General features: G+C 71.6%; 16 protein-coding genes and 8 pseudogenes. 12 read left to right on the forward strand and 12 right to left on the reverse strand.

Features of this window, described 5'->3' with window-relative positions:
• The first annotated feature begins 19 nt into the window (after window positions 1-19).
• The 5 genes and pseudogenes from lpxD (at window position 20) to rnhB (ending at window position 4,082) form a co-directional block, all read left to right on the forward strand.
• Window positions 20-1,047 (forward strand): annotated as a pseudogene (gene lpxD / locus FU658_RS10045) (UDP-3-O-(3-hydroxymyristoyl)glucosamine N-acyltransferase).
• Window positions 1,044-1,517, forward strand: a complete 474-nt coding sequence (fabZ, locus tag FU658_RS10050; RefSeq protein WP_147891952.1) for a 3-hydroxyacyl-ACP dehydratase FabZ — start codon at window positions 1,044-1,046, stop codon at window positions 1,515-1,517. The pseudogene lpxD and the gene fabZ overlap by 4 nt, the downstream one beginning before the upstream one ends.
• Window positions 1,514-2,299, forward strand: a complete 786-nt coding sequence (gene lpxA / locus FU658_RS10055) for an acyl-ACP--UDP-N-acetylglucosamine O-acyltransferase (protein WP_147891953.1) — start codon at window positions 1,514-1,516, stop codon at window positions 2,297-2,299. The genes fabZ and lpxA overlap by 4 nt, the downstream gene beginning before the upstream one ends.
• The gene (gene lpxB, locus FU658_RS10060; protein WP_147891954.1) at window positions 2,296-3,453 is read left to right on the forward strand and encodes a lipid-A-disaccharide synthase; all 1,158 of its coding nucleotides are present in this window, start codon (window positions 2,296-2,298) and stop codon (window positions 3,451-3,453) included. Before lpxA ends, lpxB begins: the two co-directional genes overlap by 4 nt.
• Window positions 3,450-4,082: a ribonuclease HII gene (gene rnhB, locus FU658_RS10065; RefSeq protein ID WP_147891955.1), complete on the forward strand. Its 633-nt coding sequence runs from the start codon at window positions 3,450-3,452 to the stop codon at window positions 4,080-4,082. The genes lpxB and rnhB overlap by 4 nt, the downstream gene beginning before the upstream one ends.
• A gap of 16 nt (window positions 4,083-4,098) precedes the next feature.
• Here rnhB and FU658_RS15330 read toward each other — a convergent pair whose 3' ends face one another.
• Both FU658_RS15330 and FU658_RS16070 read right to left on the reverse strand, forming a co-directional pair.
• Window positions 4,099-4,926, reverse strand: a complete 828-nt coding sequence (locus FU658_RS15330) for an ATP-binding protein (RefSeq protein ID WP_255505535.1) — start codon at window positions 4,924-4,926, stop codon at window positions 4,099-4,101.
• Window positions 4,927-5,260: 334 nt separating this feature from the next.
• Window positions 5,261-5,527 (reverse strand): annotated as a pseudogene (locus tag FU658_RS16070) (winged helix-turn-helix domain-containing protein); the annotation flags it as partial.
• A 124-nt stretch (window positions 5,528-5,651) separates the two neighbouring features.
• Between FU658_RS16070 and FU658_RS10075 the strand changes: the two are divergent.
• The 6 genes and pseudogenes from FU658_RS10075 (at window position 5,652) to FU658_RS10100 (ending at window position 13,543) form a co-directional block, all read left to right on the forward strand.
• Window positions 5,652-6,302, forward strand: a complete 651-nt coding sequence (locus FU658_RS10075; RefSeq protein WP_147891957.1) for a hypothetical protein — start codon at window positions 5,652-5,654, stop codon at window positions 6,300-6,302.
• 90 nt (window positions 6,303-6,392) lie between these two features.
• A pseudogene (gene dnaE / locus FU658_RS10080) lies at window positions 6,393-9,909 on the forward strand (DNA polymerase III subunit alpha).
• 69 nt (window positions 9,910-9,978) lie between these two features.
• Window positions 9,979-10,938 (forward strand): acetyl-CoA carboxylase carboxyltransferase subunit alpha, encoded by a 960-nt coding sequence (locus tag FU658_RS10085; protein WP_147891958.1) that lies wholly within the window; start codon window positions 9,979-9,981, stop codon window positions 10,936-10,938.
• Between the two features lie 84 nt (window positions 10,939-11,022).
• Window positions 11,023-12,325, forward strand: a pseudogene (gene tilS, locus FU658_RS15740) (tRNA lysidine(34) synthetase TilS).
• A gap of 64 nt (window positions 12,326-12,389) precedes the next feature.
• Window positions 12,390-12,644, forward strand: a complete 255-nt coding sequence (locus FU658_RS10095) for an exodeoxyribonuclease VII small subunit (RefSeq protein ID WP_147891959.1) — start codon at window positions 12,390-12,392, stop codon at window positions 12,642-12,644.
• Window positions 12,634-13,543, forward strand: a pseudogene (locus tag FU658_RS10100) (polyprenyl synthetase family protein). Before FU658_RS10095 ends, FU658_RS10100 begins: the two are co-directional and overlap by 11 nt.
• Window positions 13,544-13,663: 120 nt before the next feature.
• On the opposite strand, the gene FU658_RS10105 reads toward FU658_RS10100, so the two are convergent.
• Window positions 13,664-14,164: a DUF4870 domain-containing protein gene (locus FU658_RS10105; RefSeq protein WP_147891960.1), complete on the reverse strand. Its 501-nt coding sequence runs from the start codon at window positions 14,162-14,164 to the stop codon at window positions 13,664-13,666.
• A 106-nt stretch (window positions 14,165-14,270) separates the two neighbouring features.
• Window positions 14,271-15,656, reverse strand: coding sequence for a metalloprotease PmbA (gene pmbA / locus FU658_RS10110; protein WP_425477608.1), 1,386 nt, complete (start codon window positions 15,654-15,656; stop codon window positions 14,271-14,273).
• A 46-nt stretch (window positions 15,657-15,702) separates the two neighbouring features.
• Between pmbA and yjgA the strand changes: the two genes are divergently transcribed.
• The gene (yjgA, locus tag FU658_RS10115) at window positions 15,703-16,245 is read left to right on the forward strand and encodes a ribosome biogenesis factor YjgA (RefSeq protein WP_147891961.1); all 543 of its coding nucleotides are present in this window, start codon (window positions 15,703-15,705) and stop codon (window positions 16,243-16,245) included.
• A gap of 13 nt (window positions 16,246-16,258) precedes the next feature.
• On the opposite strand, the pseudogene tldD reads toward yjgA, so the two are convergent.
• The 8 genes and pseudogenes from tldD to FU658_RS10145 form a co-directional block, all read right to left on the reverse strand.
• Window positions 16,259-17,700: pseudogene (tldD, locus tag FU658_RS10120) on the reverse strand (metalloprotease TldD).
• A gap of 25 nt (window positions 17,701-17,725) precedes the next feature.
• Window positions 17,726-19,408: a YhdP family phospholipid transporter gene (locus FU658_RS10125; RefSeq protein WP_484476961.1), complete on the reverse strand. Its 1,683-nt coding sequence runs from the start codon at window positions 19,406-19,408 to the stop codon at window positions 17,726-17,728.
• The gene (locus tag FU658_RS10130) at window positions 19,314-20,798 is read right to left on the reverse strand and encodes a YhdP family protein (RefSeq protein WP_484476960.1); all 1,485 of its coding nucleotides are present in this window, start codon (window positions 20,796-20,798) and stop codon (window positions 19,314-19,316) included. The genes FU658_RS10125 and FU658_RS10130 overlap by 95 nt, the downstream gene beginning before the upstream one ends.
• A pseudogene (locus FU658_RS16160) lies at window positions 20,722-21,543 on the reverse strand (YhdP family protein); the annotation flags it as partial. The gene FU658_RS10130 and the pseudogene FU658_RS16160, both read right to left, overlap by 77 nt.
• Window positions 21,507-21,680, reverse strand: a complete 174-nt coding sequence (locus FU658_RS14460) for a hypothetical protein (RefSeq protein WP_187266047.1) — start codon at window positions 21,678-21,680, stop codon at window positions 21,507-21,509. The pseudogene FU658_RS16160 and the gene FU658_RS14460, both read right to left, overlap by 37 nt.
• Before the next feature lie 4 nt (window positions 21,681-21,684).
• Window positions 21,685-23,162 (reverse strand): annotated as a pseudogene (rng, locus tag FU658_RS10135) (ribonuclease G).
• Complete coding sequence (locus FU658_RS10140) at window positions 23,159-23,728, reverse strand: Maf family protein (RefSeq protein WP_147891964.1); 570 nt, start codon at window positions 23,726-23,728, stop codon at window positions 23,159-23,161. Before FU658_RS10140 ends, rng begins: the two are co-directional and overlap by 4 nt.
• Before the next feature lie 92 nt (window positions 23,729-23,820).
• Window positions 23,821-24,768, reverse strand: a complete 948-nt coding sequence (locus FU658_RS10145; protein WP_255505544.1) for an integron integrase — start codon at window positions 24,766-24,768, stop codon at window positions 23,821-23,823.
• Between the last annotated feature and the right edge of the window lie 400 nt (window positions 24,769-25,168).

Here is a 25,168-nt window from a genome sequence, read left to right on the forward strand (position 1 = left end):
CGCCACAGGGGAGCGCGTGATGAACAAGCCCAACGGCTACGCGCTGTCTGAACTGGCCGCCCGCTTCGGCCTCGAGCTGCGCGGCGCGGACACCCGGATCACCGGCGTCGCCACCCTGGCCGACGCGGCCCGGGGCAGTTGGCCTTCCTGGCCAACCCGCGGTACCGCGGCGGGCTGGCCGGCTCGCAAGCCGCCGCAGTCGTGCTGGGGGCCGCCGACGCCGATGCGGCACCGATGCCGGTGCTGGTCGCACGCGATCCCTACGCCAGTTTCGCCCGGATCGCAGCCCTGTTCGAACACGCGCCGGAGCGTCCTGCCGGCATCCATCCGTCCGCGGTGGTGGCCGAAGGTGCCCGGATCGACCCGAGCGCGCACGTGGGCGCCCAGGCGGTGGTGGAATCCGGCGCATCGCTCGGCGCGCGCAGCATCGTGGGCCCGGGCTGCGTGATCGGTCCGGGCTGCGTGGTGGGCGAGGATTGCGAGCTGGTGGCCCGGGTGACCCTGGTGGCCCGGGTGCGCCTGGGCGACCGGGTTCGCATCCATCCCGGCGCGGTGCTGGGCGCGGCCGGCTTCGGCCTGGCGATGGAGGACGGCCGCTGGATCAACGTGCCGCAGCTGGGCGGCGTGGTGGTCGGCGAGGACTGCGAGATCGGCGCCAACACCACGATCGACCGCGGCGCGCTGGGCGACACGGTGATCGGCGAGGACGTGCGCCTGGACAACCAGATCCAGATCGGCCACAACGTGCACATCGGTGCCCACACCGCGATGGCCGGATGTTCGGCGGTGGCCGGATCGGCCCGGATCGGGCGCTACTGCCTGGTCGGCGGCGGGGCGGGTATCCTAGGCCACCTGGAGATCTGCGACCGCGTGACGATCACGGCGATGAGCCTGGTGACGCGATCGATCAGCACCCCCGGGGAGTATTCTTCCGGCCTGCCCCTGCAGGACAACCGCAGCTGGCGCCGCAATGCGGCCCGGTTCAAGCGGCTCGACGACATGGCGCGAACCCTGGATCGCGTTGCCAAGGACACCGACGACACATGAGCATCCCAACGCCTGAGCTTCCCATCGGCATCGAGCGCATCGCCGAGCTGCTGCCCCATCGCTACCCGTTCCTGCTGGTGGACCGGGTGACGGCGATCGAACCGGGCAAGTCGCTGACCGGCTACAAGTGCGTGAGCTTCAACGAGCCGTTCTTCCAGGGCCACTTCCCCGACCACCCGGTGATGCCGGGCGTGCTGGTGATCGAGGCGATGGCGCAGGCCGCCGGGCTGCTGACCCAGCTCTCGCGAAGCGAGGAGGAGATCGCCAGCCAGCAGCGCAAGGTGTTCTACCTGGTCAAGGTCGACAAGGCGAAGTTCTCCGACACCGTGGTGCCCGGCGACCGGCTCGACCTGGAGGTGGAGCTCACGCGCACCATCCGCAACATCGCGATGTACTCGTGCGTGGCCAGGGTGGACGGCAAGCAGGTGGCCTGCGCGGACATCGTGTGCGCGGAGAATTCCGGGCAATGAGCCGGGCGGCGACCATCCACCCCAGCGCGCAGGTCGACCCGTCGGCGGTGATCGGCGAAGGGGTGAGCATCGGCGCATTCAGCGTGGTGGGGGCCGACGTGGAGATCGGCGACGGCTGCCGGATCGACTCGCACGTGGTGCTGGAAGGGCCGACCCGCATGGGCCGGGACAACCGCATCCACAGCTTCGCCGTGGTCGGCGGCGCGCCGCAGGACAAGAAGTACGACGACGAGCCGACGCGGCTGGAGATCGGCAACGGCAACACGATCCGCGAGTACGTCACGATCAACCGCGGCACCAGCCAGGACACCGGCGTCACGACGATCGGCGACGACAACTGGATCATGGCCTACGTGCACATCGCCCATGACTGCATCGTCGGCAACCACACCGTGCTGGCCAACAACGCCACGCTGGCCGGCCACGTGCAGCTGGGCGACTGGGTGACGCTGGGCGGTTTCACCGGCATCCACCAGTTCTGCAAGGTCGGCTCGCATGCCTTCATCGGCATGGGCAGCCTGATCAACGCCGACGTGCCGCCCTACGTGATGGTGGCGGGCCAGTACGCGCGCCCGCGCGGCATCAACAGCGAAGGCCTGAAGCGGCGCGGTTTCGATGCCGCGCGAATCGCGTCGATCAAGCGCGCCTACCGCACGCTGTTCGTTTCCGGCCGCCCGCTGGCCGAAGCCCGGGCCGAGCTGGAAACGCTGGCCGGCGAGGCCCCGGACATCCAGGCGATGCTGGACTTCATCGGTACCAGCGAACGCTCGATCCTGCGCTGAGCGCGGCCGTGAGCACCCGCCCCCTCCGCATCGCCCTGGTGGCCGGCGAGGCCTCGGGCGACCAGCTCGGTGCGCCGCTGATCGAGCGCCTGCGCGCGCGCCACCCCGACGCCGAATTCGCCGGTATCGGCGGGCCGCTCATGCAGGGAGCGGGCCTGGAGGCGTGGCACGAGAGCGACGAACTGGCGGTGATGGGACTGGTGGAGGTGCTGCGCCACCTGCCCCGCCTGCTGCGCCTGCGCCGCAGCCTGACCCGCCGCCTGCTGGACTGGCGGCCCGACGTGTTCATCGGCATCGACGCACCGGACTTCAACCTCGGCCTGGAGCGCCGCCTGCGCGCGCAGGGCATCCGCACCGTGCACTACGTCAGCCCCTCGGTCTGGGCCTGGCGCGAGGGCCGCGCGGCGAAGATCGGCCGCAGTGCCGACCGGGTGCTGTGCCTGTTCCCGATGGAGCCCCCGATCTATGCCCGCCACGGCGTCGACGCGCGCTTCGTGGGCCATCCGCTGGCCGAACGCTTCCCGCGCCGTGCGGACCAGCGCGCGGCCCGGGCCGCCCTGGCGTTGCAGGCGGAGGGACCGGTGCTGGCCGTGCTGCCCGGGTCGCGACTGGGGGAGATCGAGCGACTGGCGGGCGACTTCATCGCCGCGGTCGAGCAACTGCACGACGCCCTCCCTGGCTTGCAGGTGATCGCGCCGATGGCCAATGCGGCCTGCGACCGCGCGTTCGCCGCCGCCGACCCGCGGCAGCGCGTGCGGCGCGTCGCCGGACGATCGCACGAGGCGATGTTCGCCGCCGACGTGGTGCTGCTGGCATCGGGCACCGCGGCACTGGAGGCGATGCTGGCCAAGCGGCCGATGGTGGTGGCCTACCGCATCGCACCGCTGACCCATTGGCTGGTGAAGCGCCTGGGCCTGCTCAAGGTGGACCGCTACAGCCTGCCCAACGTGCTGGCCGGGGAAACGCTGGTGCCCGAGCTGATGCAGTCCGAGTGCACGCCGGAAACGATCACCGCGGCGGTGCAACGCTGGTTCAACGACGAGGCGGCGGTGGCCGAACTGCTGCCGCGCTTCGACGCCCTCCACCACGCCCTCACCGCCGGGGGCGCCGAGGCTGCCGCTGCCGCGGTCGACGAACTGCTGGTGCGCCAGTGAACCCGTGCCTGGCCGACCCGGCCCGGGCAGGCGGCCACGCCGCCGGCGACGTGGGGCTGCTGGTGGCCGGTGTCGACGAGGCCGGTCGGGGCCCGCTGGCCGGGCCGGTGGCGGTGGCGGCGGTGATCCTGGACCCCAAGCGGCCGATCGAGGGGCTGGACGACTCGAAGAAGCTCAGCGCGGCCAGGCGCGATGCGCTGTTCGACCTGATCCAGGCGCAGGCGCTGGCCTGGCACGTGACGCTGGTGACGGCCGAGGAAATCGACCGCATCAACATCCTGCAGGCCACCTTCCAGGGCATGCGCCGCTGCGTGGCTGCCCTGCAGCCGGTACCCGCCCTGGTCCGCGTGGATGGCCACCAGGTGCCGCCGGGGCTGGGGCTGGCTGCCGAGGCGCTAGTGGGCGGGGACGGCCTGGACGCGGCGATCGGGGCGGCCTCGATCCTGGCCAAGGTGACGCGCGACCGCTGGATGCAGGCCCTCGACGAACGCCATCCGGGCTACGGTTTCGCCCGCCACAAGGGCTATCCGACCCCCGAACACCTCGACGCCCTGCTGCGGCTGGGCCCCTGCCCGGAACACCGTCGCAGCTTCGCCCCGCTGCGCATCCAGGGCAGCCTGTTCGACTGAACGCGGCCCCGGCCCGTCACTGCGACCGGGAGCGGGAGCCGCGCTCGGCCAGGTAGCGACGCAACGCCTCGGGAATGCGGTAGCGCGGCGCGCCGGCCACGGGCAGGCGCTCGAGCATCGACTTCGCGGCCAGGCCACAGATCTGGCTGGGCACGTCGCCGCCCACGCCGTTGCCGGCCAGCGCGCCCTCCGCCTCCTCCAGCGTCCAGGACGATGGCAGCGCATTGAGCTCCTGCAGCAGCGTCGACTCCTCTTCGCTGAGCAGGCCCAGGCTCCAGGCGTAGACATCGGTCAGGCTGCGGTGGTGCAGCGGCCAACGGTGGCCCGAGTTGTCCTTGAGCATCTCCGGCGACAGGGTGATGCGCTGCTGCAGCGAGCGCGCGCCCAGCATGGGCAGCCGCGAGGCCGCCAGCTCCAGGGCCAGGGGATTGCCGTCGAGGTATCGCACGATCGCCGCCAGCGCATGCAGGGCGCTGCCCTCCGGCCGGAAGCCGGCATCGGCCTCGCGTGCGCGCAGCAGCAGCAGGCGCACGGCCTCGGAGTGCAGGAGCTGGCGTTCCCAGTTGTCCTGGGCCTGCCATCCCTCCGGCGGCAGGCTCAGGGCCGGTATGCGAAGCACCTGCTCACCCGGCACGCCCAGCGGCAACTGGCTGGTCACCAGCAGGCGCAGGCCCGGGCAACTCTCCAGCACTCGCTCGCACAGGCGCGACAGGGATTCGACATGGTTTTCCGCGTTGTCGATGAACACCAGCCCGGTGGTGTCGCGCAGGGCCTGGACCAGCTCCGCCAGACGTGCACGGTCTTCGTCGGGAGGCTGCCCGAACGCCGTCAGGATGCTGGGCACCAGCCCCCCCGCGGGCGCCACTGGCCGCGAGGTCGACCCGCCAGACCGGAGCGGACCTGGCGCGGTGCCAGCGGTGGGCCAGGCGCAGGCCCAGCACCGACTTGCCTACGCCGCCCGGCCCCACCAGCGTGAGCATGCGCTGGCCGGCCAGCTCGTGCTCGAGCTGCTTGAGCAGGGCCCGGCGACCCACCATGCGCGCCAGCGGCACCGGCAGCGGGACCGCGGCGGGCACGATCGTCGAAGCCGTCCGGGACGCCTGTTCGGGCTCGGCGAAAAAGCGATACCCCTCGCCATGGATGGTCTGGATGAAGCTCGGCCTGCGCGCGCTGTCGCCCAGCGCGGCGCGCACCTGCGCGATGCACCGGCTCAACACGCCGGGGCTGACGTGGCGGTGGCCCCAGACGGCATCGAGCAATGCATTGTGCGAGACCAGTTCGCCCTGGTGCTGCATCAATGTCATCAGCACGGCCCACGCCCTGGGCTCGAGTGACTGCTCGCGCCCCTGGCGCCACACGGCGTGGGCCTGGGTGTTGATCCTCACATCGCCGAAACGCAGGGTATCTCCACCGACAGTCCTTTGCGGGCCATGGCCGAGTTGCATGCGGTGGTCGACTCCCGGGGGGAAATTCGGAGGGGAATCCTCAGCGCTTTCCGCATGGATTCATCACGACCCAACGCCATGAGGGGCGCAGACTGGCCATCTCCACTGCTGCCGGAGAGCCGTCATGCGCGCACCCCAACCCCTGCATCCGCTGCCCCTGCCCCGGACCGATCCGGCGGCGCAGCAGCATCGTCGCCACCTCGTAGCCGGGCGCGACCTGGACCGCCGCCGCATCGAGCGCCTGCGGACGCTGGCGGCCGAGCGCATCGGCACGCGTATCGACATCGACGAGGACATCCTCGCCAGTGCCGCGCGCAAACTGCTGGGGCATCGCGGGCCGGCCCGGCTGGCCCCCTGCATCAGCGAACGGCTGCGCTGCGCCGCGGCGATGGCGATGCTGCTCGACGACCCGCAGTGGCGGGCCGATTCGCGCGTGCAGGCGCTGTGCCGGACGATCGTGGACTACATCCGCGCCGGTGACGGCGTGTTCGAGGGCGTCGACAGCCCGGCGCTGCGCCACTTCGACGACGCCATCCTTGTGGACGCCGGCTGGGACACCACCGCGGGCGAGGTCGTGGTGTACTGCGACTACCGTCGCCTGCGCCAGATCGAGGCCGAGCTGCGCGGCATGTCCTGGGCCGGCTTCCACTTCGACCGCCGCGACTACGAGGACGCGCGCCAGGCCGAACGCGAGCTGTTCCGCAGCGCACGCCGCATCGGCCTGGGCCGTTACGTGGCCTCGGCGGAGTGGCGCAGCGGGCCGCTGATCCACTGACGTGGCCGCACCCGGCCGGGCGGCGGGCTGTCAAGCCTTGCCGCCCCCCCGGCCCGGGGCTAACCTGCCGGATCGCCCCGCGGTACCGGCATGTCGCCCCGATACGTCCACCTCCACGTCCACAGCGAGTATTCGCTGACCGACTCCACCATCGGCTGCCGGAACTGGTGCGGCGTTGCGTGGCGCTGGGCCTGCCCGCCGTCGCCGTGACCGACCAGTCGAACCTGTTCGGCCTGGTGAAGTTCTTCCGTGCCGCCGAGGCCGCCGGCATCAAGCCGATCTGCGGTGCCGACCTGTGGGTCCAGCCCGATGGCCAGGGCCCGCACCGCATCACCCTGCTGTGCCAGGACCGCGAGGGTTACCTGGCGCTGTCGCGGCTGCTCTCGCGCGCCTACCTGGAGGGCCACGCCGGCGACTACGTGGCGATCCGCCCGGAATGGCTTGCCGCCGACCACGCCGGGCTGTTCGCGATCGTCGGGCGCCACAGTGCGTTCGGGCACGCGCTGGCCGGCGGCCGGCTGGACGCCGCCGCGGCGGTGCTGGATGAACTGGCCGCGCAGTTTCCCGACCGCCTGTATGTCGAGATCACCCGCTGCGGCCGCGACGGCGAAGACGCCTACGCCACGGCAGCGATCGCGCTGGCCCGGCGCAAGGACCTGCCGCTGCTGGCCAGCAACGACGTGCGCTTCATCGACCAGGAGGATGCCGAGGCACACGAGGCGCGCGTGTGCATCGCCACCGGCCGGGTGCTCGAGGACCCCAAGCGGCCGCGCGACTACACCGATGCGCAGTACCTGAAGTCGCCGCAGGAGATGGCGGAACTGTTCGCCGACCTGCCCGACGCGCTGGAAAACACGATCGAGCTGGCCAAGCGCTGCAACCTGGAACTCAGCCTGGGCACCTACTACCTGCCCGACTTCCCGGTGCCCGAGGGCCACACGCTGGAGAGCTGGATGCGCGAGCAATCGCGCCAGGGCCTGGCGGCGCGGCTGGAGAAGCACCCGCTGGCCGAGGGCCGCAGCCGCCAGGACTACGACCAGCGCCTGGAGACCGAGCTCGAGGTCATCTTCTCGATGGGCTTCCCAGGCTACTTCCTGATCGTCGCGGACTTCATCAACTGGGCCAAGGCAACGGCATCCCGGTCGGCCCCGGGCGCGGCTCCGGCGCCGGCTCGCTGGTGGCCTGGGCGCTGGGCATCACCGACCTGGACCCGCTGCCCTACGACCTGCTGTTCGAGCGCTTCCTCAACCCCGAGCGCGTGTCGATGCCCGACTTCGACATCGACTTCTGCATGGACCGGCGCGACGAGGTGATCGACTACGTGGCGCGCAAGTACGGGCGCGACAAGGTCAGCCAGATCATCACCTACGGCACGATGGCGGCCAAGGCGGTGGTGCGCGACTGCGGGCGCGTGCTGGGCCACCCCTACGGCTTCGTCGACTCGATCGCCAAGCTGATCCCGATGACGCTGGGCATCAGCCTGGACGACGCGCTGGGCCGCTCGGAGAAGGCGAAGAAGAACCCCGACCTCGCCTCGGCCGAACTGATCGAACGCTACAACGCCGAAGACGACGTGCGCGACCTGCTGGACCTGGCGCTGAAGCTGGAAGACCTCACGCGCAATGCCGGCAAGCACGCCGGCGGCGTGGTGATCGCACCGACCGCGCTGACCGACTTCAGCCCGCTGTTCGCCGAACAGGCCGCGCGCGACGGCACCACCAAGGGTGCGGTGACCCAGTTCGACAAGGACGACGTGGAAGCGGTGGGCCTGGTGAAGTTCGACTTCCTGGGCCTGCGCACGCTGACGATCCTGGACTGGGCGGTCAAGGCGATCAACGTGCGCCACGCCCGTGCCGGGATCGAGCCGCTGGACCTGGCCGCGCTGCCCCTCGACGACACCGCCTCCTACGAACTGTTCGCGCGCGGCGCCACGGTGGCGGTGTTCCAGTTCGAGTCGCGCGGCATGCGCGAACTGCTCAAGCGCGCCAAACCCGACCGCTTCGAGGACATCATCGCGCTGGCGGCGCTGTTCCGGCCCGGGCCGCTGGGCTCGGGGATGGACCGCGACTGGGTCGACCGCAAGCACGGCAACGCCGAGGTGAGCTACCCGCACCCGCTGCTGGAGCCGGTGCTGGCGCCGACCTACGGCGTGATCGTGTACCAGGAACAGGTCATGCAGATCGCCCAGGTGCTGGCCGGCTACTCGCTGGGCGGCGCCGACCTGCTGCGCCGTGCGATGGGCAAGAAGAAGCCCGAGGAGATGGCCAAGCAGCGCAAGATGTTCGAGGCCGGCGCGGCCGAGCGCGGCGTCGATCCGCGTGTGGCCACCTCGATCTTCGACCTGATGGAGAAGTTCGCCGAGTACGGCTTCAACAAGTCGCACTCGGCCGCCTACGCGCTGGTGGCCTACCAGACCGCCTGGCTCAAGGCGCACCATCCGGCCGAGTTCATGGCCGCCACGCTGTCCTCGGACATGGACTCCACCGACAAGGTGGTCACCTTCCTGGACGAGTGCCGCGCGATCGGCCTCAACGTGCTGCCGCCGGACGTCAACACCTCGGAATACATGTTCGTCGCCACCGACGAGCGCACCATCGCCTACGGCCTGGGCGCGGTGAAGGGCGTGGGCCGCGGTGTGTGCGAGGCGATCGTCGCCGAGCGCGCGGCCGGGGGCAGCTACAAGGACCTGTTCGACTTCTGCCGCCGCATCGAGACCGGCAAGCTCAACCGCCGGGTCATCGAGGCGCTGGTGCACGCCGGTGCGCTGGACGGGCTGGGCAGCAACCGGGCGACGCTGATGGGCAGCCTGGGCGAGGTGATCCGCGCCACCGAACAGATGGCGCGCGAGCGCGAAGCCGGCCAGGTGTCGCTGTTCGGCGCACCGGCGGTGGGCGAGACCGCGACGATCGAACTGGACCTGCCGGAACTGCCCGAGTGGCCGCTGCAGCGGCTGCTGTCGGGTGAGCGCGACACGCTGGGCCATTACCTCAGCGGCCACCCGACCGACCCGTGGAAGGACGAACTGCAGGCCCTTCTGGGCTACGGCCTGGGCGAGCTGGACTCGGTGTGGTCGGCACGCAAGGACCGCCGTGGCGAGGCGCAGGTGGTGCTGGGCGGCATGGTGGTGGGGATGCGCAAGCGCGGCGACACCCAGGCCTTCGTGCAGATCGAGGACGCCGGCGGCCGGCTGGAATGCCTGTTCTTCGGCGAGAGCTTCGGCGAATTCGGCCACCTCATCGGCCGCGACCGGATCATCATCGTCGAGGGCGGCCTGCGCGAGGACGAGTTCAGCGGCGGCTACGCGCTGCGCGTGCGGCGTTGCTGGGACTTCAACCAGGTGTGCACCGAGTACACGCGGCGACTGGACGTGAGCATCGACATCCGCGGCGACGGTGCGTTCGCCGCGCTGCAGGAGATGCTGGCGCAGTACCGCCCCGGGAAGACCCCGCTGCGCATGGAGCTGACCACGCGAAGCGGCCGCGGCCAGCTCGACGTGAACGGCACGGCCGCGGTGCGCTGCGATCCGCAGCTGCTGGGCCTGCTGCGCGCCCAGCCCGGCGTGGGCCGGGTGCGGCCGGTGCTGGAGCGGCCGTGGAACTCGAACTAGAGCCGCTGCTCTAGCCCGGCTATACTCGCGCCCTCGCTTAGACCCCTTCCTGCCGCTATCCTGCATCGAATGAACCCGAACTTCCTCGATTTCGAACAGCCCATCGCCGAACTGGAATCCAAGATCCAGGAGCTGCGGCACGCCAGCCACGGCCCGGCCGTGGACATCGAGAGCGAGGCGCGCGGGCTGGAAGAGAAGCTCAAGAGCCGCACCGCCGAGATCTTCCGCAACCTCACGCCCTGGCAGGTCTCGCAGCTGGCCCGGCACCCGGCGCGGCCCTACACCAACGATTACGTGCGGCTGATCTGCGACGAGTTCCATGAACTCGCCGGCGACCGCGCCTACGCCGACGACGCCGCGATCGTCGGCGGCCTGGCCCGCATCGGCGGCCGGCCGATGATGCTGATCGGCCACCAGAAGGGCCGCGACACCAAGGCCAAGATCAAGCGCAACTTCGGCATGCCGCGCCCGGAGGGCTACCGCAAGGCGCTGCGGCTGATGAAGATGGCCGAACGCTTCAACCTGCCGCTGCTCACGCTCATCGACACGCCCGGCGCCTACCCCGGCGTCGGTGCCGAGGAGCGGGGCCAGTCCGAGGCGATCGCGCGCAACCTCATCGAGATGGCCGAACTCAAGGTGCCGATCGTGTGCACGGTGATCGGCGAGGGTGGCTCCGGCGGCGCACTGGCCATCGGCGTGGGCGACCGCACGTTGATGCTGGAGTATTCGATCTACTCGGTGATCTCGCCCGAGGGCTGCGCGTCGATCCTGTGGAAGTCCGCCGACAAGGCGCGCGACGCCGCCGAGGCGCTGGGGCTGACCGCCCCGCGGCTGATGGAGCACGGCCTGGTGGACGGCATCATCACCGAACCGCTGGGCGGCGCGCACCGCGACCCGCAGGCGATGGCCGAGAGCCTGAAGTCGGCCGTGCTGAAGGAATTCGACCAGCTTTCGCGGCTGGACGTGCCCACGCTGCTGGAGCGCCGCTACCAGCGCCTGCGCGGCTACGGCGCCTACGAGACAGCCTGACGGGTTCGCCTCGGGCCGGTTCGCATCGGGCCGCACCGCACCGGGCCCAGTTTGGTGGAGGGCGGCATGTCCGTTGACGCGCTGATGCACACGCTCGACACCGCGCTGTCCGCACGCCCGGACGCGCCGTTGGCGGTCGCCTTCAGCGGCGGCCCCGACTCCACCGCCCTGCTGCACGCCCTTTCCCTGCTGCCCGCTGCCCGGCGACCGGGGCTGCGTGCGCTGCACGTGCACCACGGCCTGCATGCCGACGCCGACGACTGGGCCGGCCGTTGCGAGGCGATGGCCGGCGAATTCGACGTGCCGCTGGAGGTGCTGCGGGTGCGGGTCGACGACGCGGCGGGGCTGGGCCAGGAGGGGGCGGCGCGGCAGGCACGCCACGCCGCCTTCGCCGCGGCACTCGGCCCGGGCGAATGGCTGGCCTGCGCCCACCACCGCGGTGACCAGGCCGAGACGGTGCTGATGCGGCTGCTGCGCGGTTCCGGCGTGGACGGCCTGGCGGCGATGCGCACGCTGCGCCCGCTGGGCGCCGGCTGGCTGTGGCGGCCGCTGCTGGACACGCCGCGCGAGACGTTGCTGGCGCATCTGGCGCAGCACGGCCTGGCCGGCATCGAGGATCCGGCCAACCGCGACCCGCGCCACGACCGCTCCTGGCTGCGGCAGGCGGTGATGCCGCTGCTGCACGAGCGCTGGCCGCAGTCCGAGGCGAACCTGGCGGCGAGTGCCCGGCTGGCCGCCGAGGCCAGTGCGCTGCTCACGCGCGAGGACGACGTGCTGCTGGGCGACGTCGCGACGCTGGATCCGAACGTGCTGGACCTCGCCCACCTGCGCGCGCTGCCCGCGGCCCGGCAACGACGCGTGCTGCGCGCCTGGGTGGCGTCGCTCGACCTGCCGCCGATCCCCGCCAGCTGCGTCCAGCAGCTGCAGCGCGAACTCCTCCCCGCCGCCGGGCGACGCCCATGCGCGCGTGGCCTGGCACGGCGTGCGCATCCAGCGCTGGCGCGACCTGGCGCATGCCGGGCCCCGAGCGCGCACCGCTGCCGTCGACATGGACCTGGCGTGGGCCGGCGGCAGCGTGCTGGCGCTGCCCGATGGCGGCACGCTGGCACTGGAGCCCGATGCCGGCCTGCAGCTGCCGTGGCGAACCCGGGTGCGCTCGCGCCAGGGTGGCGAGCGCCTGCATCTACCGGGGCGCACGCAGCACGCCAGCCTCAAGCAACTGCTGCAGGCCAACGACATCCCCACCTGGGAGCGTGCCCAGCTGCCGCTGCTGGTGGATGCAGACGACGGCGAGGTGCTGGCCGCCGGCGACCTGCTGCTGTCGGCCCGCCTGCAGCAGTGGCTGGTGGAACGCCATGCCCGCCTGCGCTGGCACGCGCCGCACTGAACCGCCCCGCCGTACATCGCCGGCCGCCTTGACCGGATCGGCCCGCAACCGACACACTTCGGGCATGGCCGAGACCTCCCCCGCCCCGACCGCACCCGTGGCCGAATTCGAGAAGTCGCTCGACGAGCTCGAGCAACTGGTGCAGAAGATGGAAAAAGGCGACCTGTCGCTGGACGAGTCGCTGGCCGCCTACGAGCGCGGCGTCACGCTGTACCGGCAGTGCCGCGGCACGCTGGAGCAGGCCGAGCTGCGGGTGAAGCTGCTCAGCGACCTCGACGACCCCGAGAGCGCCATCGACTTTCCCCTCGATGCCGACTGAGGGGCGCCTCGCGCGCTGGCGCGAGCGGGTGGAAGCCACGCTGGAATCGAACCTGCCCGACCCGGGCAACGCGCCGCATGGGCTGCATGCGGCGATGCGCCATGCGGTGCTGGGCGGCGGCAAGCGCATGCGCCCGCTGCTGGTGTACGCGGCCGGACACGCCTGCGGCGCCGACGACGCCACCCTGGACGCCCCCGCCGCCGCGGTCGAGATGATCCACGCCTATTCGCTGGTGCACGACGACCTGCCGGCGATGGACGACGACAGCCTGCGCCGCGGCCAACCGACCGTGCACGTGGCCTTCGACGAGGCCACCGCGATCCTGGCCGGCGATGCACTGCAGGCGCAGGCCTTCGCGCTGCTGGCGCACATGGACGCACCCGCGGCCACCGTGGTGGCGCTGGTGCGGGCGCTGGCCGATGCCGCCGGGGCCGCCGGCATGTGCGGGGGCCAGGCCCTGGACCTGGACGCGACGGGCCAGGGCGCGGCGGACGCCCCCAGGGGGCGCGGACGGCACGCGGCTGGCTGCGCTGGAGCGCCTGCACGCGCTCAAGACCGGCGCATTGATCGAGTCGGCGGTACGCATGGGCGGCCTGGCCGCGCAGGCCGACCCGGCGACGCTGCAGGCGCTGGCGCGCTTCGCCACCGCGCTGGGCCTGGCCTTCCAGATCCGCGACGACATCCTCGACATCGAGGGCGATGCGGCGCAGCTGGGCAAGACGGCCGGCAAGGACGAGGCACAGGACAAGCTGACCTTCCCTGCGCTGATCGGTCTGGACGCTTCGCGCGCGCGCCTGGAGGCACTGGCCGCGACGATGCAGGACGCGCTGGCCACGCTGCCCGGCGACACCGCGGCGCTGGCCGCGCTGGGCCGCCTGGCGATCGAACGCCACCACTGAGCCACGCGCCCGGACGCGTGCCGGCTTCGGCACGCTGCAGGCCGGCCGGTCGTGCAAGGAAAACGCCCGCGGATGCGGGCGTCTTCTTTGCGACTTGCGGCGCAGCGCCGCGTGGGACGCCTACTTGATCAGGCGCAGCGTGAACGGGTAGCGGTAGGCCACGCCCTCGTTCGCCTTGATCGCGGCGATGATCGTGAACACCAGCCAGTAGATGCCCAGCGCGATGCCCAGCGGCACGGTGAGCAGGATGCCGATGCCGAAGGTGATGACGGTGATGATGATCAGCGCCAGCACGCCGATCGCGATGGTGATGTTGAAGTTCAACGCCTCGCGACCCTGGTCGTTGACGAACGGCATCGTGTCCTTCTTCACCAGCCACACCACCAGCGGGCCGATGAACACGCCCAGGCCGCCCAGCCAGGAGCTGAGCAGGCCGCCGAGCAGCGCGGCAAGGTGGGCGAGCATGCCCCAGGTGCGTTCTTCCTGCGGCGGCAACGCCGCGGTGGCGGCCGTGTCATGGGGATCCGGGGAGGGTGGCGGCGTCTGCGGCGGCGGTGACTGCGGTGGCGGCGACTGTGGCGGCGGCGACTGCGGCGGACCCTGGTTCTCGTTCTCTTGCATCGATGTTTCCCCCATTCGATGGCGACCGTTTCGGTGTGAAGACGGCCTTGAGCTCAGTGAAGGACTCTCTGCGCCCCCGTCGGGTGTGTCAAGCCTGCCGGATGGCCTAGCCGGCGCCGGCGACCATCATCTCGCCCAGGATCATCGAGCCGGTGGCGACGTGGGAACGCGGGTCGACATCGGCACCGACCGCCTCGATGCCCAGCAGCATGTCCTTGAGGTTGCCGGCGATGGTGAGCTCGTCGACGGCGTGGACGACGTGGCCGTCCTCGACCCAGAATCCCGCCGCCCCGCGCGAATAGTCGCCGGTGACCGGGTTCACGCCCTGCCCCATCAGCTCGGTCACCACCAGGCCGGTGCCGAGTGCCGCCAGCGCGGCCTGGAAGTCGGCCGGGCGGTGGCTGCGCGGGGCCTCGAGGTCGAGGTTGTGGACGCCGCCGGCGTTGGCCGTGGTTTCCAGGCCCAGGCGCCGCGCCGAATAGCTCGACAGCAGGTAACGCGCCAGCACGCCATCGCGCACCAGGTCGGATTCGCGCGTGGCCACGCCCTCGGCATCGAAGGCGGCCGAACGCAGCCCGCGAGGCCGGTGCGGGCGTTCCACCAGGCTCAGCCAGCCGGGCAGCACCGGGGTGCCGACGCGATCGAGCAGGAAGCTGGAGCGACGGTAAAGCGCCCCACCCGAGACAGCGCCGAGCAGGTGGCCGATCACGCTGCGTGCCATCTCCGGCACCAGCATGACGCGGTGGCGGCCGGTCGGCACCGGACGCGGATCGAGGCGGGCGACGGTGCGCTCCGCCGCACGCCGGCCGACCGCCTCGGCCGACTCCATGTCCTGGGCGGCCAGCGCATGCGTGTACCAGTAGCTGCGCTGCATGCCACTGCCGGCGCCGGCGATCAGCGCGCAGCTCAGGCTGTGGTGGGTGGCGCGTTCGGTGCCGAGGAAGCCGTGGCTGTTGGCGTAGACCGACACCGTCTCGCTGGTGGCCAGCGAGGTGCCGTCGACGTTGCTGATGCGGGCATCGGCCTCGCGCCCGGCCTGCTCGCAGGCCAGCGCGCGCGCGATCGCCACCTCGGCGTCGATGTCCCAGGGGTGCCAGGTGTCGAAATCGCCGGGGTCGGTCGCCATCAGCGCGGCGTCGGCGAGCCCGGCCGCGGGGTCGGGCTCGGTGTGGCGGGCGATCGCGCAGGCCTTCTCGACCGTGTCGGCCAGGCTTTCCGGACGCAGGTCGCCGCAGCTGGCCGAGCCCTTGCGGCCGCCGAAGTACACGGTCAGGCCGATGCCGGCGCCACGGGTGTACTCCAGCGTCTCGACCTCGCCCAGGCGCACGCCCACCGACAGCCCGCGGCTGGCGTCCACGCCCACCTCGGCCTGGTCGGCGCCGTGGCTGCGGCACTGCTCGACCATGCGCGCGGCGATCGCGGCCAGCTCATCGATGCGCTCGGCCGGCCCACCGGCGGCGTCGGTGCGGGTTTTTGCGATTGAATCATCCACCTGCGTATCCTTCCTCAATTGATTTCAGTGCCGGACGACCGACGATATGCGTGGCAAAGACGAAGAGACCGGCGAATTCCTCTCGCCCAGCCGCACCGAACAGCGCCGCGAGGCGCTGGAAATCCGCTCGCTGGCCGAACTGCTGGTGTCCCAGCCCGCCGCGCGGCTGAAGCAGATCAACCTGCCCGACGGGCTGTTCGAGGAGGTCGAGGCGGTGCAGCGCACGCCTTCGCACATCGCGCGCAAGCGGCAGCTGCAGTACCTGGCGAAGATGCTGCGGCGCGAGGACGACGAGGTGCTCGAAGGCATCCGCGCGGTGCTGGAGAGCGACAAGCTGGAGGCCCGGCGCGAAGCCGCCGCGCTGCACCGCACCGAGGCCTGGCGCGAGCGGCTGCTGGTGGAGGGTGACGAGGCGCTGGGGGAACTGCTGGACGCGCATCCGGAGGCCGACCGCCAGTCGCTGCGCCAGCTGGTGCGCAAGGCCACCCAGGAGCGTGCGCGCGACAAGCCGCCGCATGCCCAGCGCGAGCTGTTCCGCACGCTGCGCGACCTGCTGGGCGAGGACGAGGCCGACACCGGCGAGACCTGATCGGCCCGCGGCATTACTGCCGCGTACCGCCGACGGTGAGCGCATCGATGCGCAGCGTCGGCTGGCCGACGCCGACCGGCAGGCTTTGGCCGTCCTTGCCACACACGCCCACGCCCTCGTCGAGGGCGAGGTCGTTGCCGACCATCGACACCCGCGTCATCGCCTCCGGGCCGTTGCCGATCAGCGTGGCGCCCTTGACCGGGCGGGTGATCCTGCCGTCCTCGATCAGGTAGGCCTCGGTGGCGGAGAACACGAACTTGCCGCTGGTGATGTCGACCTGGCCGCCGCCGAAGCTGCGCGCGTACAGGCCCTTCTTCACCGAGGCGATGATCTCCTCGGGCACGTGCTGGCCGGGCAGCATGTAGGTGTTGGTCATGCGCGGCATCGGCAGGTGCGCGTAGCTCTCGCGGCGGCCGTTGCCGGTGGCCTCCACGCCCATCAGCCGCGCATTGAGGCTGTCCTGCATGTAGCCGCGCAGGATGCCGTCCTCGATGAGCACGTTGCAGCGGGTCGGCTCGCCCTCGTCGTCGACGTTGAGCGAACCGCGGCGACCGGCCAGGGTGCCGTCGTCGACGATGGTGACGCCGGACGCCGCGACCTGCTCGCCGATGCGCCCGGCGTAGGTGCTGGTGCCCTTGCGGTTGAAGTCGCCCTCCAGGCCGTGGCCGACCGCCTCGTGGAGCAGCACGCCGGGCCAGCCCGGCCCCAGCACCACCGGCATCTGCCCGGCCGGGGCGTCCTCGGCCTCGAGGTTCACCAGGGCCTGGCGCAGCGCCTCGCGCGCCCAGCCCTCGGGCCGGCCGTCGCCGAGCAGCTCGGCGTAGTCGTAGCGCCCGCCGCCACCGGCATAGCCGCTCTCGCGGCGCCCGCCCTGTTCGACGATGACCTGCACGTTGAAGCGGACCAGCGGACGCACGTCGGCGGCGAGGCGGCCATCGGAACGCGCCACCAGCACCGTGTCGACGCCGCCGGCGATGCTGACGGTGACCTGCTTGACCCGCGGGTCGGCGTCGCGCAGCAGCTGGTCGATGCGGCGCAGCGCCTCGACCTTGGCCGTGGCCTCCAGGCCATCGACCGGATCGATCGCCGCATACAGCCCGTGGCTGCCGCCGCGCACCAGGGCACGGGCGGTGGCCTGGGTGCCGCTGCGCGCGATCGCGCGGGCCGCGCCGACCGCCTCGAGCAGCGCGTCGGGGCGCACCTCGTCGGAGTAGGCGAAGCCGGTCTTCTCGCCGCTGATCGCGCGCGCGCCCACGCCCTGCTCGATCGAGTGGCTGCCCTCGCGCACGATGCCGTCCTCGATCGTCCAGCCTTCGCGACGGCTGTGCTGGAAATACAGGTCGCCGAAATCGATGCCGGGGCCCAGCAGGCTGCCGAAGGCAGATCGAGGTCGGAGACCGCCAGGCCCGAGGGGCTCAGCAACTGGTTTTCGGCGATCAACAGCGGGTCGGTCATGTCGGTGGGGCCAGCGGAGATGTCCTCAGGATGGGGGGCTGGCGGGTCCGATCGCAATGCGCGCCGCGGTGGCGGCCGGCGTGCGCGAGGTGCCGGGCCAGGTACTCAGGGCCCGCCTTCGACGGGCGCGGCCGGGGCGCCGGGCCGCGCTCGATGACCTCGACCTCCGGCGCGCTCCACGGGCCGGTGATGCGATAGACGGTGCGCGCCGCCTCGCTGAAGGGCCGGTTGAGGATGGCCTGGGCCACGGCACCGATGGCCGCGCGGCCGGCCCGCCGGTGATCGCCCCGACCACCGGCAGGACACCCCCGGTGCGCGGCAGCACTTCGATGGTCTGGTCGTAGGTCTGGGCCTGCAGCGCGGTGCTGCCGCGCACGACGATGCGCGCGGCCGGGCCTTCCAGCAGCAGGTCGTCGGTGGTGGCCTGGCCGCCGCCCAGCACGAAGCTGCCGGCGATGGAATTGAAGCCGAAGCCCTGGCCGAAGAAGTCGCTGAAATCGAGCGTGAGCCGGCGCGGCAGCTCGGCCAGGCTGACCAGGCCCAGCAGGCGCCCCGCCCCGGGTTCGACATCGAGGATCCGGCCCGGCCCCACCTGCACGTCGAGCGTGCCTTCCACCGCATCCAGGCCGAAGGCGGCGGGCGAACCCACCCAGCCGGCCACCAGGGAGGCTTCGGTCACCCCGCCCTCCACGATGCCGGCATAGCCCAGTGACGCCAGCATGCGGCCGAGGTCGCCGGAGGTGAAGCCCAGCGAGAAGCGCGAATAGGCGCTGCCTTCGATCAGCGACCAGCTGCCGACCGCGTTGAAGGCCATGTCGGCGGACTGCGCCTGCAGGCGCTCGACCTGCATGCCCTCCGGCGTGGGATAGGTCAGCAGCCGCGCTTCGCCCAGCACCGCCTCGCCAAAGCGCAGGTCGGCCACCTGGAAGTCCAGCGGCGGGATGCCACTGGGGTCGACGTCGATGCCGCCGGCGCTGGCCTGGCGCCCGGCCGGCCAGTGCAGGCGCTCGAAGCGGCCCACCAGGCCCTGGTCGAGTTCGCCGGGAATCTGCACCTCGCCCAGCAGTTCGGGGCCATCGACATTGAGGCGGAAGCCCTCCGGGATGGGCGAAAGCCGCAGCCGGGTTTCGATGAAGGCGCGATCGAGCAGGTCGAGCTGGCCGGCAAAGATGTCGACCTCGCCGACCCGGGTGCCGCGCGGCGTGTCGGCGGCGGCGGGGGCGGCCGCGCGGCCTCCCGCGTCCAGCGTGTCGGTGGCCAGGCCGGCCCAGCCGGCCGCATCGAGCACCGCCACCTGTCCGACCACGGTGAGCGTCGTGGCCGCGGGCAGGGCCTCGGCCGGCTGGCCCAGGGCCAGCATGCCGACCAGGCCATTGACCTCGTCCAGGCGCCCGCGAAGATGGGCCAGGCCGCCCAGGCGCACCTGCAGCTCCGCCTCCTCCACCGGCAGGGCCACGTCCACGCGCAGCGGCAGCGCCGAACCCGGGCGCTTGCGCAGCGGGGCCGGCAGGTCGAGATCGACGCCCTGCAGGTCGGAGCGCACGCTGAGCATGGCGGTGCCGGCGGTGCCGTCGGGGCGCCGCGGCACCCGCAGGCCGACCACCAGGTCGGCTTCACCGCTGATGCGTCCGGCGAACGGCTCGAGGGCATCCACCCTGGCCAGCAGCGGCTCGACGCCGAAGCGCCCGCGCAGCGAGGCCTCGAGCAGGCGCTGCTCGCTGGAAGTGTGGCCGCCGGCCGCCAGGCTGAGGCTGCCACTTGGCCCTCGTAGCGCACCGAGAGCTCCTCGGCCGACACGCCGGCCTCGCTGTAGCGCAGGCGACCGCTGGCCTGGGTGAATTCCAGCTCCCAGCGCGGGTCGCCAGGCGCACGCCGTCCAGGTCGACGGTGCCGCGCACGGTTGGCGCCGCCGCATCCGCTCCCAACGGCAGCACCAGGTCCAGGCGCGTGCGTGCCGGCCCCTGCACCTGCAGCGTTTCGACCTGTTCGCCGTAGCGTTCCTGCAGCGGACTGGCGCGCAGCAGCGCCAGCATCGCGCGGCCATCGCCCCTGCCGTCGGCCTGCAGGCGCAGCGCAGCGTCGCTCCAGTCCTGGATCGACCCGCTGGCACGGCTCACCGCGACCCCACCGACCACGCCACTGGCCTCCAGCCGCATGCCCTGGCCTGTGAAGCCGGCGGTGCCGGACAAACCCGTGGCGTTCGGCCAGTCGGGACTGAAGTCCAGCTCGACGTCGCTCAGGGTGGCCTCGGAATCGAACATGCCCTCGCCCGCCGCGAACGGCCAGTCGTCCAGATCACCGGCCAGTACTGCGTGTCCCCCCTGGACGGTGCCGGAAACGAGCGCCCGCTCCAGCCATTCCACCGAGGCCGGGGGCATCAGGTGGCGCACCCAGAAGCGATTCGCCGCCGTGACCGGGGCGGCATCGACCTGTGCGGCCAGCGCCAGCCAGGGCCTGCCACCGTCGGGCTCGAAGCGCATTTCCAGGCGGGCGTGGACGCCGTAGTCCTCTCCCCGGACGCGCAGCGCACTGCTGCCGACGCCCCAGGCGTCGCCATCGCGCCACAACGCCACGGTGCCCTCGATCTCCGGGTGCAGGACCTCGCCGAAGGCCTGCGACCAGTCCACCGCCACCGCCGCGGGGTCGAGTTCCAGCATCGCGCCGCCGGCGTCGAAGGCCAGCGCGCCCCCCAGGCCGGAGACGCCCGGGCGCCCATCCACCGCCGCAAAGGCAAGGCCGGCCAGGCGTGCCCGCCCCGGCCCCGGCACGCCGTCGATCCAGGACAGCTCCAGATCGTCGAGCCGGCCCTGCGGTGCGGCCTGCCACAGCCAGTCCTGCAGGGCCGGCGCGACCGGGTCGAGCAATGAAGCCACGCGCACCAGCGGGCCCAGGTGCCCGCTGTCGAGTGCCAACGCCATGCGCCCCGCCTCGCCCTGCCCCCCCAACCCCGCCGAAGGCGTATTGCTGCCCACCGCTGCCGAGCAGCAACTGCGAGAGCTGCAGGCGCCAGTGCCCCTCCCGGATGCGCCAGGCGCCTTGCAGCGACAGCGTGTCGAGCGTGATCCGCCGCGGCACCGGCTCCACCAGCAGTGCGACATCGCCCGAGGCCGGCACCGGTACGCGGCTGCCCTGCAGCACCACGCCGTCGAGTTCGATCCCTCCCGACACCGAAACCACCCGCTGGCCCGACAGCCCCAGGTGCACATCGAGGTCGAGGTGCCCGTCGAGCGGCACCACACCCAGCCAGTCACCCTCGCCGGCGAGGCGCTCGAGTTCCGCGCCCTGGCTGCGCACATGCACCTGGCCATCGCCACTGCGGCGGTCGAGGTCGGCCACCAGCACCAGCGGCTCGCGCGCCGCGTCGGTGAAGCCGAGCAGGCCCAGGCGGACGCGGCGCCCGCTGACGCGCAGGCGCAGGTCGACGCGGGGCACGTGCCAGCTGCGCGCCGGGTCGTGCAGGCTGACGGCGAGGCTGGCATCGCGCACCTGTACCTCGCCCAGGCCCTGCAGGGCGTCGAGGGTGCCCTGCAGGTCGGTGTCGCCGGCCCGCCCGGCCAGGCCGGCCGCACTCCATCGACCCTCGGCGTCGCGGCTGAGCTCCAGCGCGATGCCGCCCAGGCGCAGCTCGGTCAGCGGCTGTCCCGGCACCAGGCCGGAATAGATCGACACCAGCAACTGCGCTTCGTCGATGCGGAAGGGTTCGTCCTCGGTGCCGATGCGCAAGCCCTGCAGGGCCAGCAACGGACCCCGCCGGGTCCATTGCGCCTGCAGGTGCTCGAAGGCGATGGGCTGGCCGGTGCGCTGGGTCAGCCATGCCGCCACCCGCTCCGGGTGGCGCTCCACCAGCGGCAGCAGCTGGGCCGCCGCGCGACCACCACGCCCAGCGCGATCAGCACCACCGCGGTGCCGTACACCAGCAGGCGGCGCACGCGCCGCAGCCGCAGGCGCCATTGCGGGTCGTGGCGTTCGGACCGCGACATGCCCTTAGAGCAACACCACGTCGAACTGTTCCTGGTCGTAGCCCTCATCGCCCTGGAAGCGGATGGAACGGGCCAGGAACTCCTCCAGCTCGGCCACCGCCGCGGACTCCTCCTCGAGGATGCGGGCGACGACCTGGCTGGAGGCCAGCACCAGCGCCTCGGAGGCATCGAACTGGCGCACCGCGCGGGTGATCTCGCGGAAGATCTCGTAGGTGACGGTTTCCGCCGTCTTGACGATGCCGCGGCCACCGCACTCCGGGCACGGCTCGCACAGCTGCCGGGCCAGCGAATCGGTGGTGCGCTTGCGGGTCATCTCCACCAGGCCCAGCGGCGAGAAGTCGTACACGGTGGTCTTGGCATGGTCGCGCGCGAGCGACTTCTCCAGCGTGCGCAGCACCTGGCGACGGTGGTCCTCGTCGGTCATGTCGATGAAGTCGATGATGACGATGCCGCCGAGGTTGCGCAGCCGCAGCTGCCGCGCCACCGCCTGCGCCGCCTCGAGGTTGGTGCGGTAGACGGTCTCCTCGAGGTTGCGCTGGCCGAGGAAGGAACCGGTGTTGACGTCGACCGTGGTCATCGCCTCGGTCTGGTCGATGACCAGGTGGCCCCCGGACTTCAGCGGCACCTGCTTGAGCAGCGCACGCTGGATCTCGTCGTCGATGCCGAACAGGTCGAAGATGGGCCGCTCGCCGGGATAGTGTTCGACGCGGCCGGCCATGTCGGGCATGAACTGTTCGGCGAAGGCGCACATGCGGTCATAGGTTTCCCGCGAATCCACGCGCACCTTCTCCACGTCCTCGCGGACCAGGTCGCGCATCGCCCGAAGTGGCAGGCCGAGGTCCTCGTAGATGCGCGTGCGCGCTTGGCACTGTGCGAGCCCTCGCGGATGAGCGACCACACCCGCTGCAGGTAGGCCACGTCCTGGGCCAGGGCCGGCGCCTCGGCGCCTTCGGCGTTGGTGCGCACGATCAACCCGGGCCCGTCCTCGCCGACCAGGGAGCCGACCACCTGCTTGAGCCGGGCGCGCTCCTCCTCGGCCTCGATGCGCACCGACACGCCCAGCACCTTGGAGTACGGCAGCAGCACCAGGTAGCGCGACGGGATCGACAGCTGGGTGGTGACGCGCGCGCCCTTGGAGCCGATCGGGTCCTTGACCACCTGCACGATGATGTCCTGGCCCTCGTGGACCAGCGAGGAGATCGGCAGCGTCGGCGCCGGGCCCGCATCGACCTCCTCCTCCACGCCCGCCACCGGCAGCTTGATGACGTCGGAGGCGTGCAGGAACGCCGCGCGCTCCAGGCCGACGTCGACGAAGGCCGCCTGCATGCCGGGCATGACCCGCTGCACCCGCCCCTTGTAGACGTTGCCCACGTAGCCGCGGCGCGAGGCGCGCTCGATGTGCACCTCCTGCAGCATGCCGTTCTCGACCACCGCCACGCGGGTTTCGCGCGGGGTGACGTTGATCAGGATCTCCTCGCTCACAACGCCACCCCGAAGCGGCGCAGCAACTGGCGGGTCTCGTACAGCGGCAGGCCCATCACCCCCGAATAGCTGCCCGAGAGGTGGGCGACCAGCGCCCCGCCGCGGCCCTGTATCGCATAGCCGCCGGCCTTGCCCTGCCACTCGCCGCAGGCGATGTAGGCATCGAGTTCGTCCTCGCCGAGCTGGCCGAAGCGCACCTTGGACACGCACTCGGCCTGGGCCTCGCGGCCGGCGTCGGCAAGGCACACCGAGGAGATGACCTGGTGCTCGCGTCCGTTGAGCCGGCCCAGCATCGCCCGCGCCTGGAGCGCGTCGACCGGCTTTCCGAACACCTCGCCATCGGCCACCACCTCGGTGTCGGCGGCCAGCACGATGGCCCCGGGCGAGCCGGACACGCGCAGCAGCCCGGCCCCGGCCTTCTCGCGGGCCACGCGGCGCACGTAGTCCAGCGGTGGCTCGCCGGCGGCGGGGTGTTCGGGGATGTCCACGTCCAACACCCCGAAGTCGAGGCCCAGCTGGGAGAGCAGTTCGCGCCGGCGCGGCGACTTCGAGGCGAGATGGATCATGGCCCAAGAATAACCGCAGCGCCCGGCACGGGGGCGCCGGGCATGCCGGGCCCACGCATGCGGTTAAGCAAGGTGGGCGCGGCGTGCCCGCCTCAGCCGGGGTCGAGGGGACTGCGCACGCCCCGCCCACCGCGGTTGAGGACGTGCGTGTAGATCTGCGTGGTGGCCAGGTCGGCGTGGCCCAGCAACTCCTGGATGGTGCGGATGTCGTAGCCCGATTCCAGCAAGTGGGTGGCGAAGGAATGGCGCAGGGCATGGCAGGTGACGCGCTTCTCGATGCCCGCCACGCGGGCGGCCCGGGACACCGCCCGCTGCAGGGATTCCTCATCGACGTGGTGGCGCCTGACCACCCCCGAGCGCGGGTCGACGCTGCGCGAGCGGGCCGCGAACACGTATTGCCAGCCGAAGTCCCGCCCCGCGCGTGGCAGTTTTCGCGACAATGCGTGGGGAAGCCACACCTCGCCGAATCCTGCCGCCAGGTCGGCCGTATGGAGCCGCCGCACCTCCTCGACCTGGGCCTGAAGGGACGGCGCAAGGGACCTGGGCAGCATGGTGCGCCGGTCCTTTCCTCCCTTGCCGTGGCGCACGATGATCTCCAGCCGGGTGAAGTCGATGTCCTGTACCCGGAGCCGGATGCATTCCATCAGCCTCAAGCCACTGCCGTACAAGAGGCCGGCCTGGAGCGCATGCAATCCGGCCAGATGGCCCAACAGGGCCGCCACTTCGTCGCGCGAGAGCACCACCGGCAGGCGCGCGGGCTTCTTCGCCCGCTGGATCGATTCCATCCACGGCAGATGCTGGTGAAGCACTTCCCGATACAGGAACAGGAGCGCCGACAAGGCCTGGTTCTGCGTAGACGGCGCCACGTTGTGGCGACTGGCCAGAATCGTGAGGAATGCCTCCACCTCCACACCGCCCATGTCGCGAGGATGTCGCTTTGCGTTGGCCAGGATGAAGCGGCGCACCCAGCCGACATAGGCCTCCTCGGTACGCTTGGCCAGCCCCAATCGACGGACGCGGTCGCGTACCTGGTCGAGCAGGCGGACGGGCGGGGCCGGGGGCCCCGGCCCCTCGAAGGTGTCGCTTGGAACACCAGGCGGGTTCGCCCCCGGAGAACCGGCGGCGGCGCCCCGAGACCTATTCGGAATTGCCGACGAATCCCGCGGCCTGTACCTTGACATCGCGCCCTCCATGGCCACGTCTGTGAAGCTTGGGATTACACCGCGGGAATACACCGCACGAAAGGAGATACATCTTTGATTCGTGTAGGAATCCATCCCGAACCACATCCGATTCCTCGGGTTTATACCCGACGAATACACCGCACTCCGCGATCGAATAGGTGTTAGCCCCCACATGACTCCTCGCTGTAACACCATTCCAGCTCGCCTTTCGGCCATCCCGTGATCTATCGTCGCGCAAAGATCGCTGCTTTAATCT

Origin of the sequence: Alkalisalibacterium limincola (assembly GCF_008017755.1) — a bacterium.
GTDB lineage: Bacteria > Pseudomonadota > Gammaproteobacteria > Xanthomonadales > Xanthomonadaceae > Alkalisalibacterium > Alkalisalibacterium limincola.

Excerpts from the sequence above, each read along its gene's own strand:
- FU658_RS10085 (WP_147891958.1), top strand. The coding sequence starts at position 9,979 with ATGAACCCGAACTTCCTCGATTTCGAACAGCCCATCGCCGAACTGGAA.
- yjgA (WP_147891961.1), top strand. The coding sequence starts at position 15,703 with ATGCGTGGCAAAGACGAAGAGACCGGCGAATTCCTCTCGCCCAGCCGC.
- lpxA (WP_147891953.1), top strand. The coding sequence starts at position 1,514 with ATGAGCCGGGCGGCGACCATCCACCCCAGCGCGCAGGTCGACCCGTCG.
- FU658_RS10105 (WP_147891960.1), bottom strand. The coding sequence starts at position 14,164 with ATGCAAGAGAACGAGAACCAGGGTCCGCCGCAGTCGCCGCCGCCACAG.
- FU658_RS10075 (WP_147891957.1), top strand. The coding sequence starts at position 5,652 with ATGCGCGCACCCCAACCCCTGCATCCGCTGCCCCTGCCCCGGACCGAT.
- FU658_RS10130 (WP_484476960.1), bottom strand. The coding sequence starts at position 20,798 with ATGTCGCACTGCTGGTGGAGCCGGTGCCGCGGCGGATCACGCTCGACA.
- FU658_RS10095 (WP_147891959.1), top strand. The coding sequence starts at position 12,390 with ATGGCCGAGACCTCCCCCGCCCCGACCGCACCCGTGGCCGAATTCGAG.
- FU658_RS10140 (WP_147891964.1), bottom strand. The coding sequence starts at position 23,728 with ATGATCCATCTCGCCTCGAAGTCGCCGCGCCGGCGCGAACTGCTCTCC.
- fabZ (WP_147891952.1), top strand. The coding sequence starts at position 1,044 with ATGAGCATCCCAACGCCTGAGCTTCCCATCGGCATCGAGCGCATCGCC.
- FU658_RS14460 (WP_187266047.1), bottom strand. The coding sequence starts at position 21,680 with ATGTCGCGGTCCGAACGCCACGACCCGCAATGGCGCCTGCGGCTGCGG.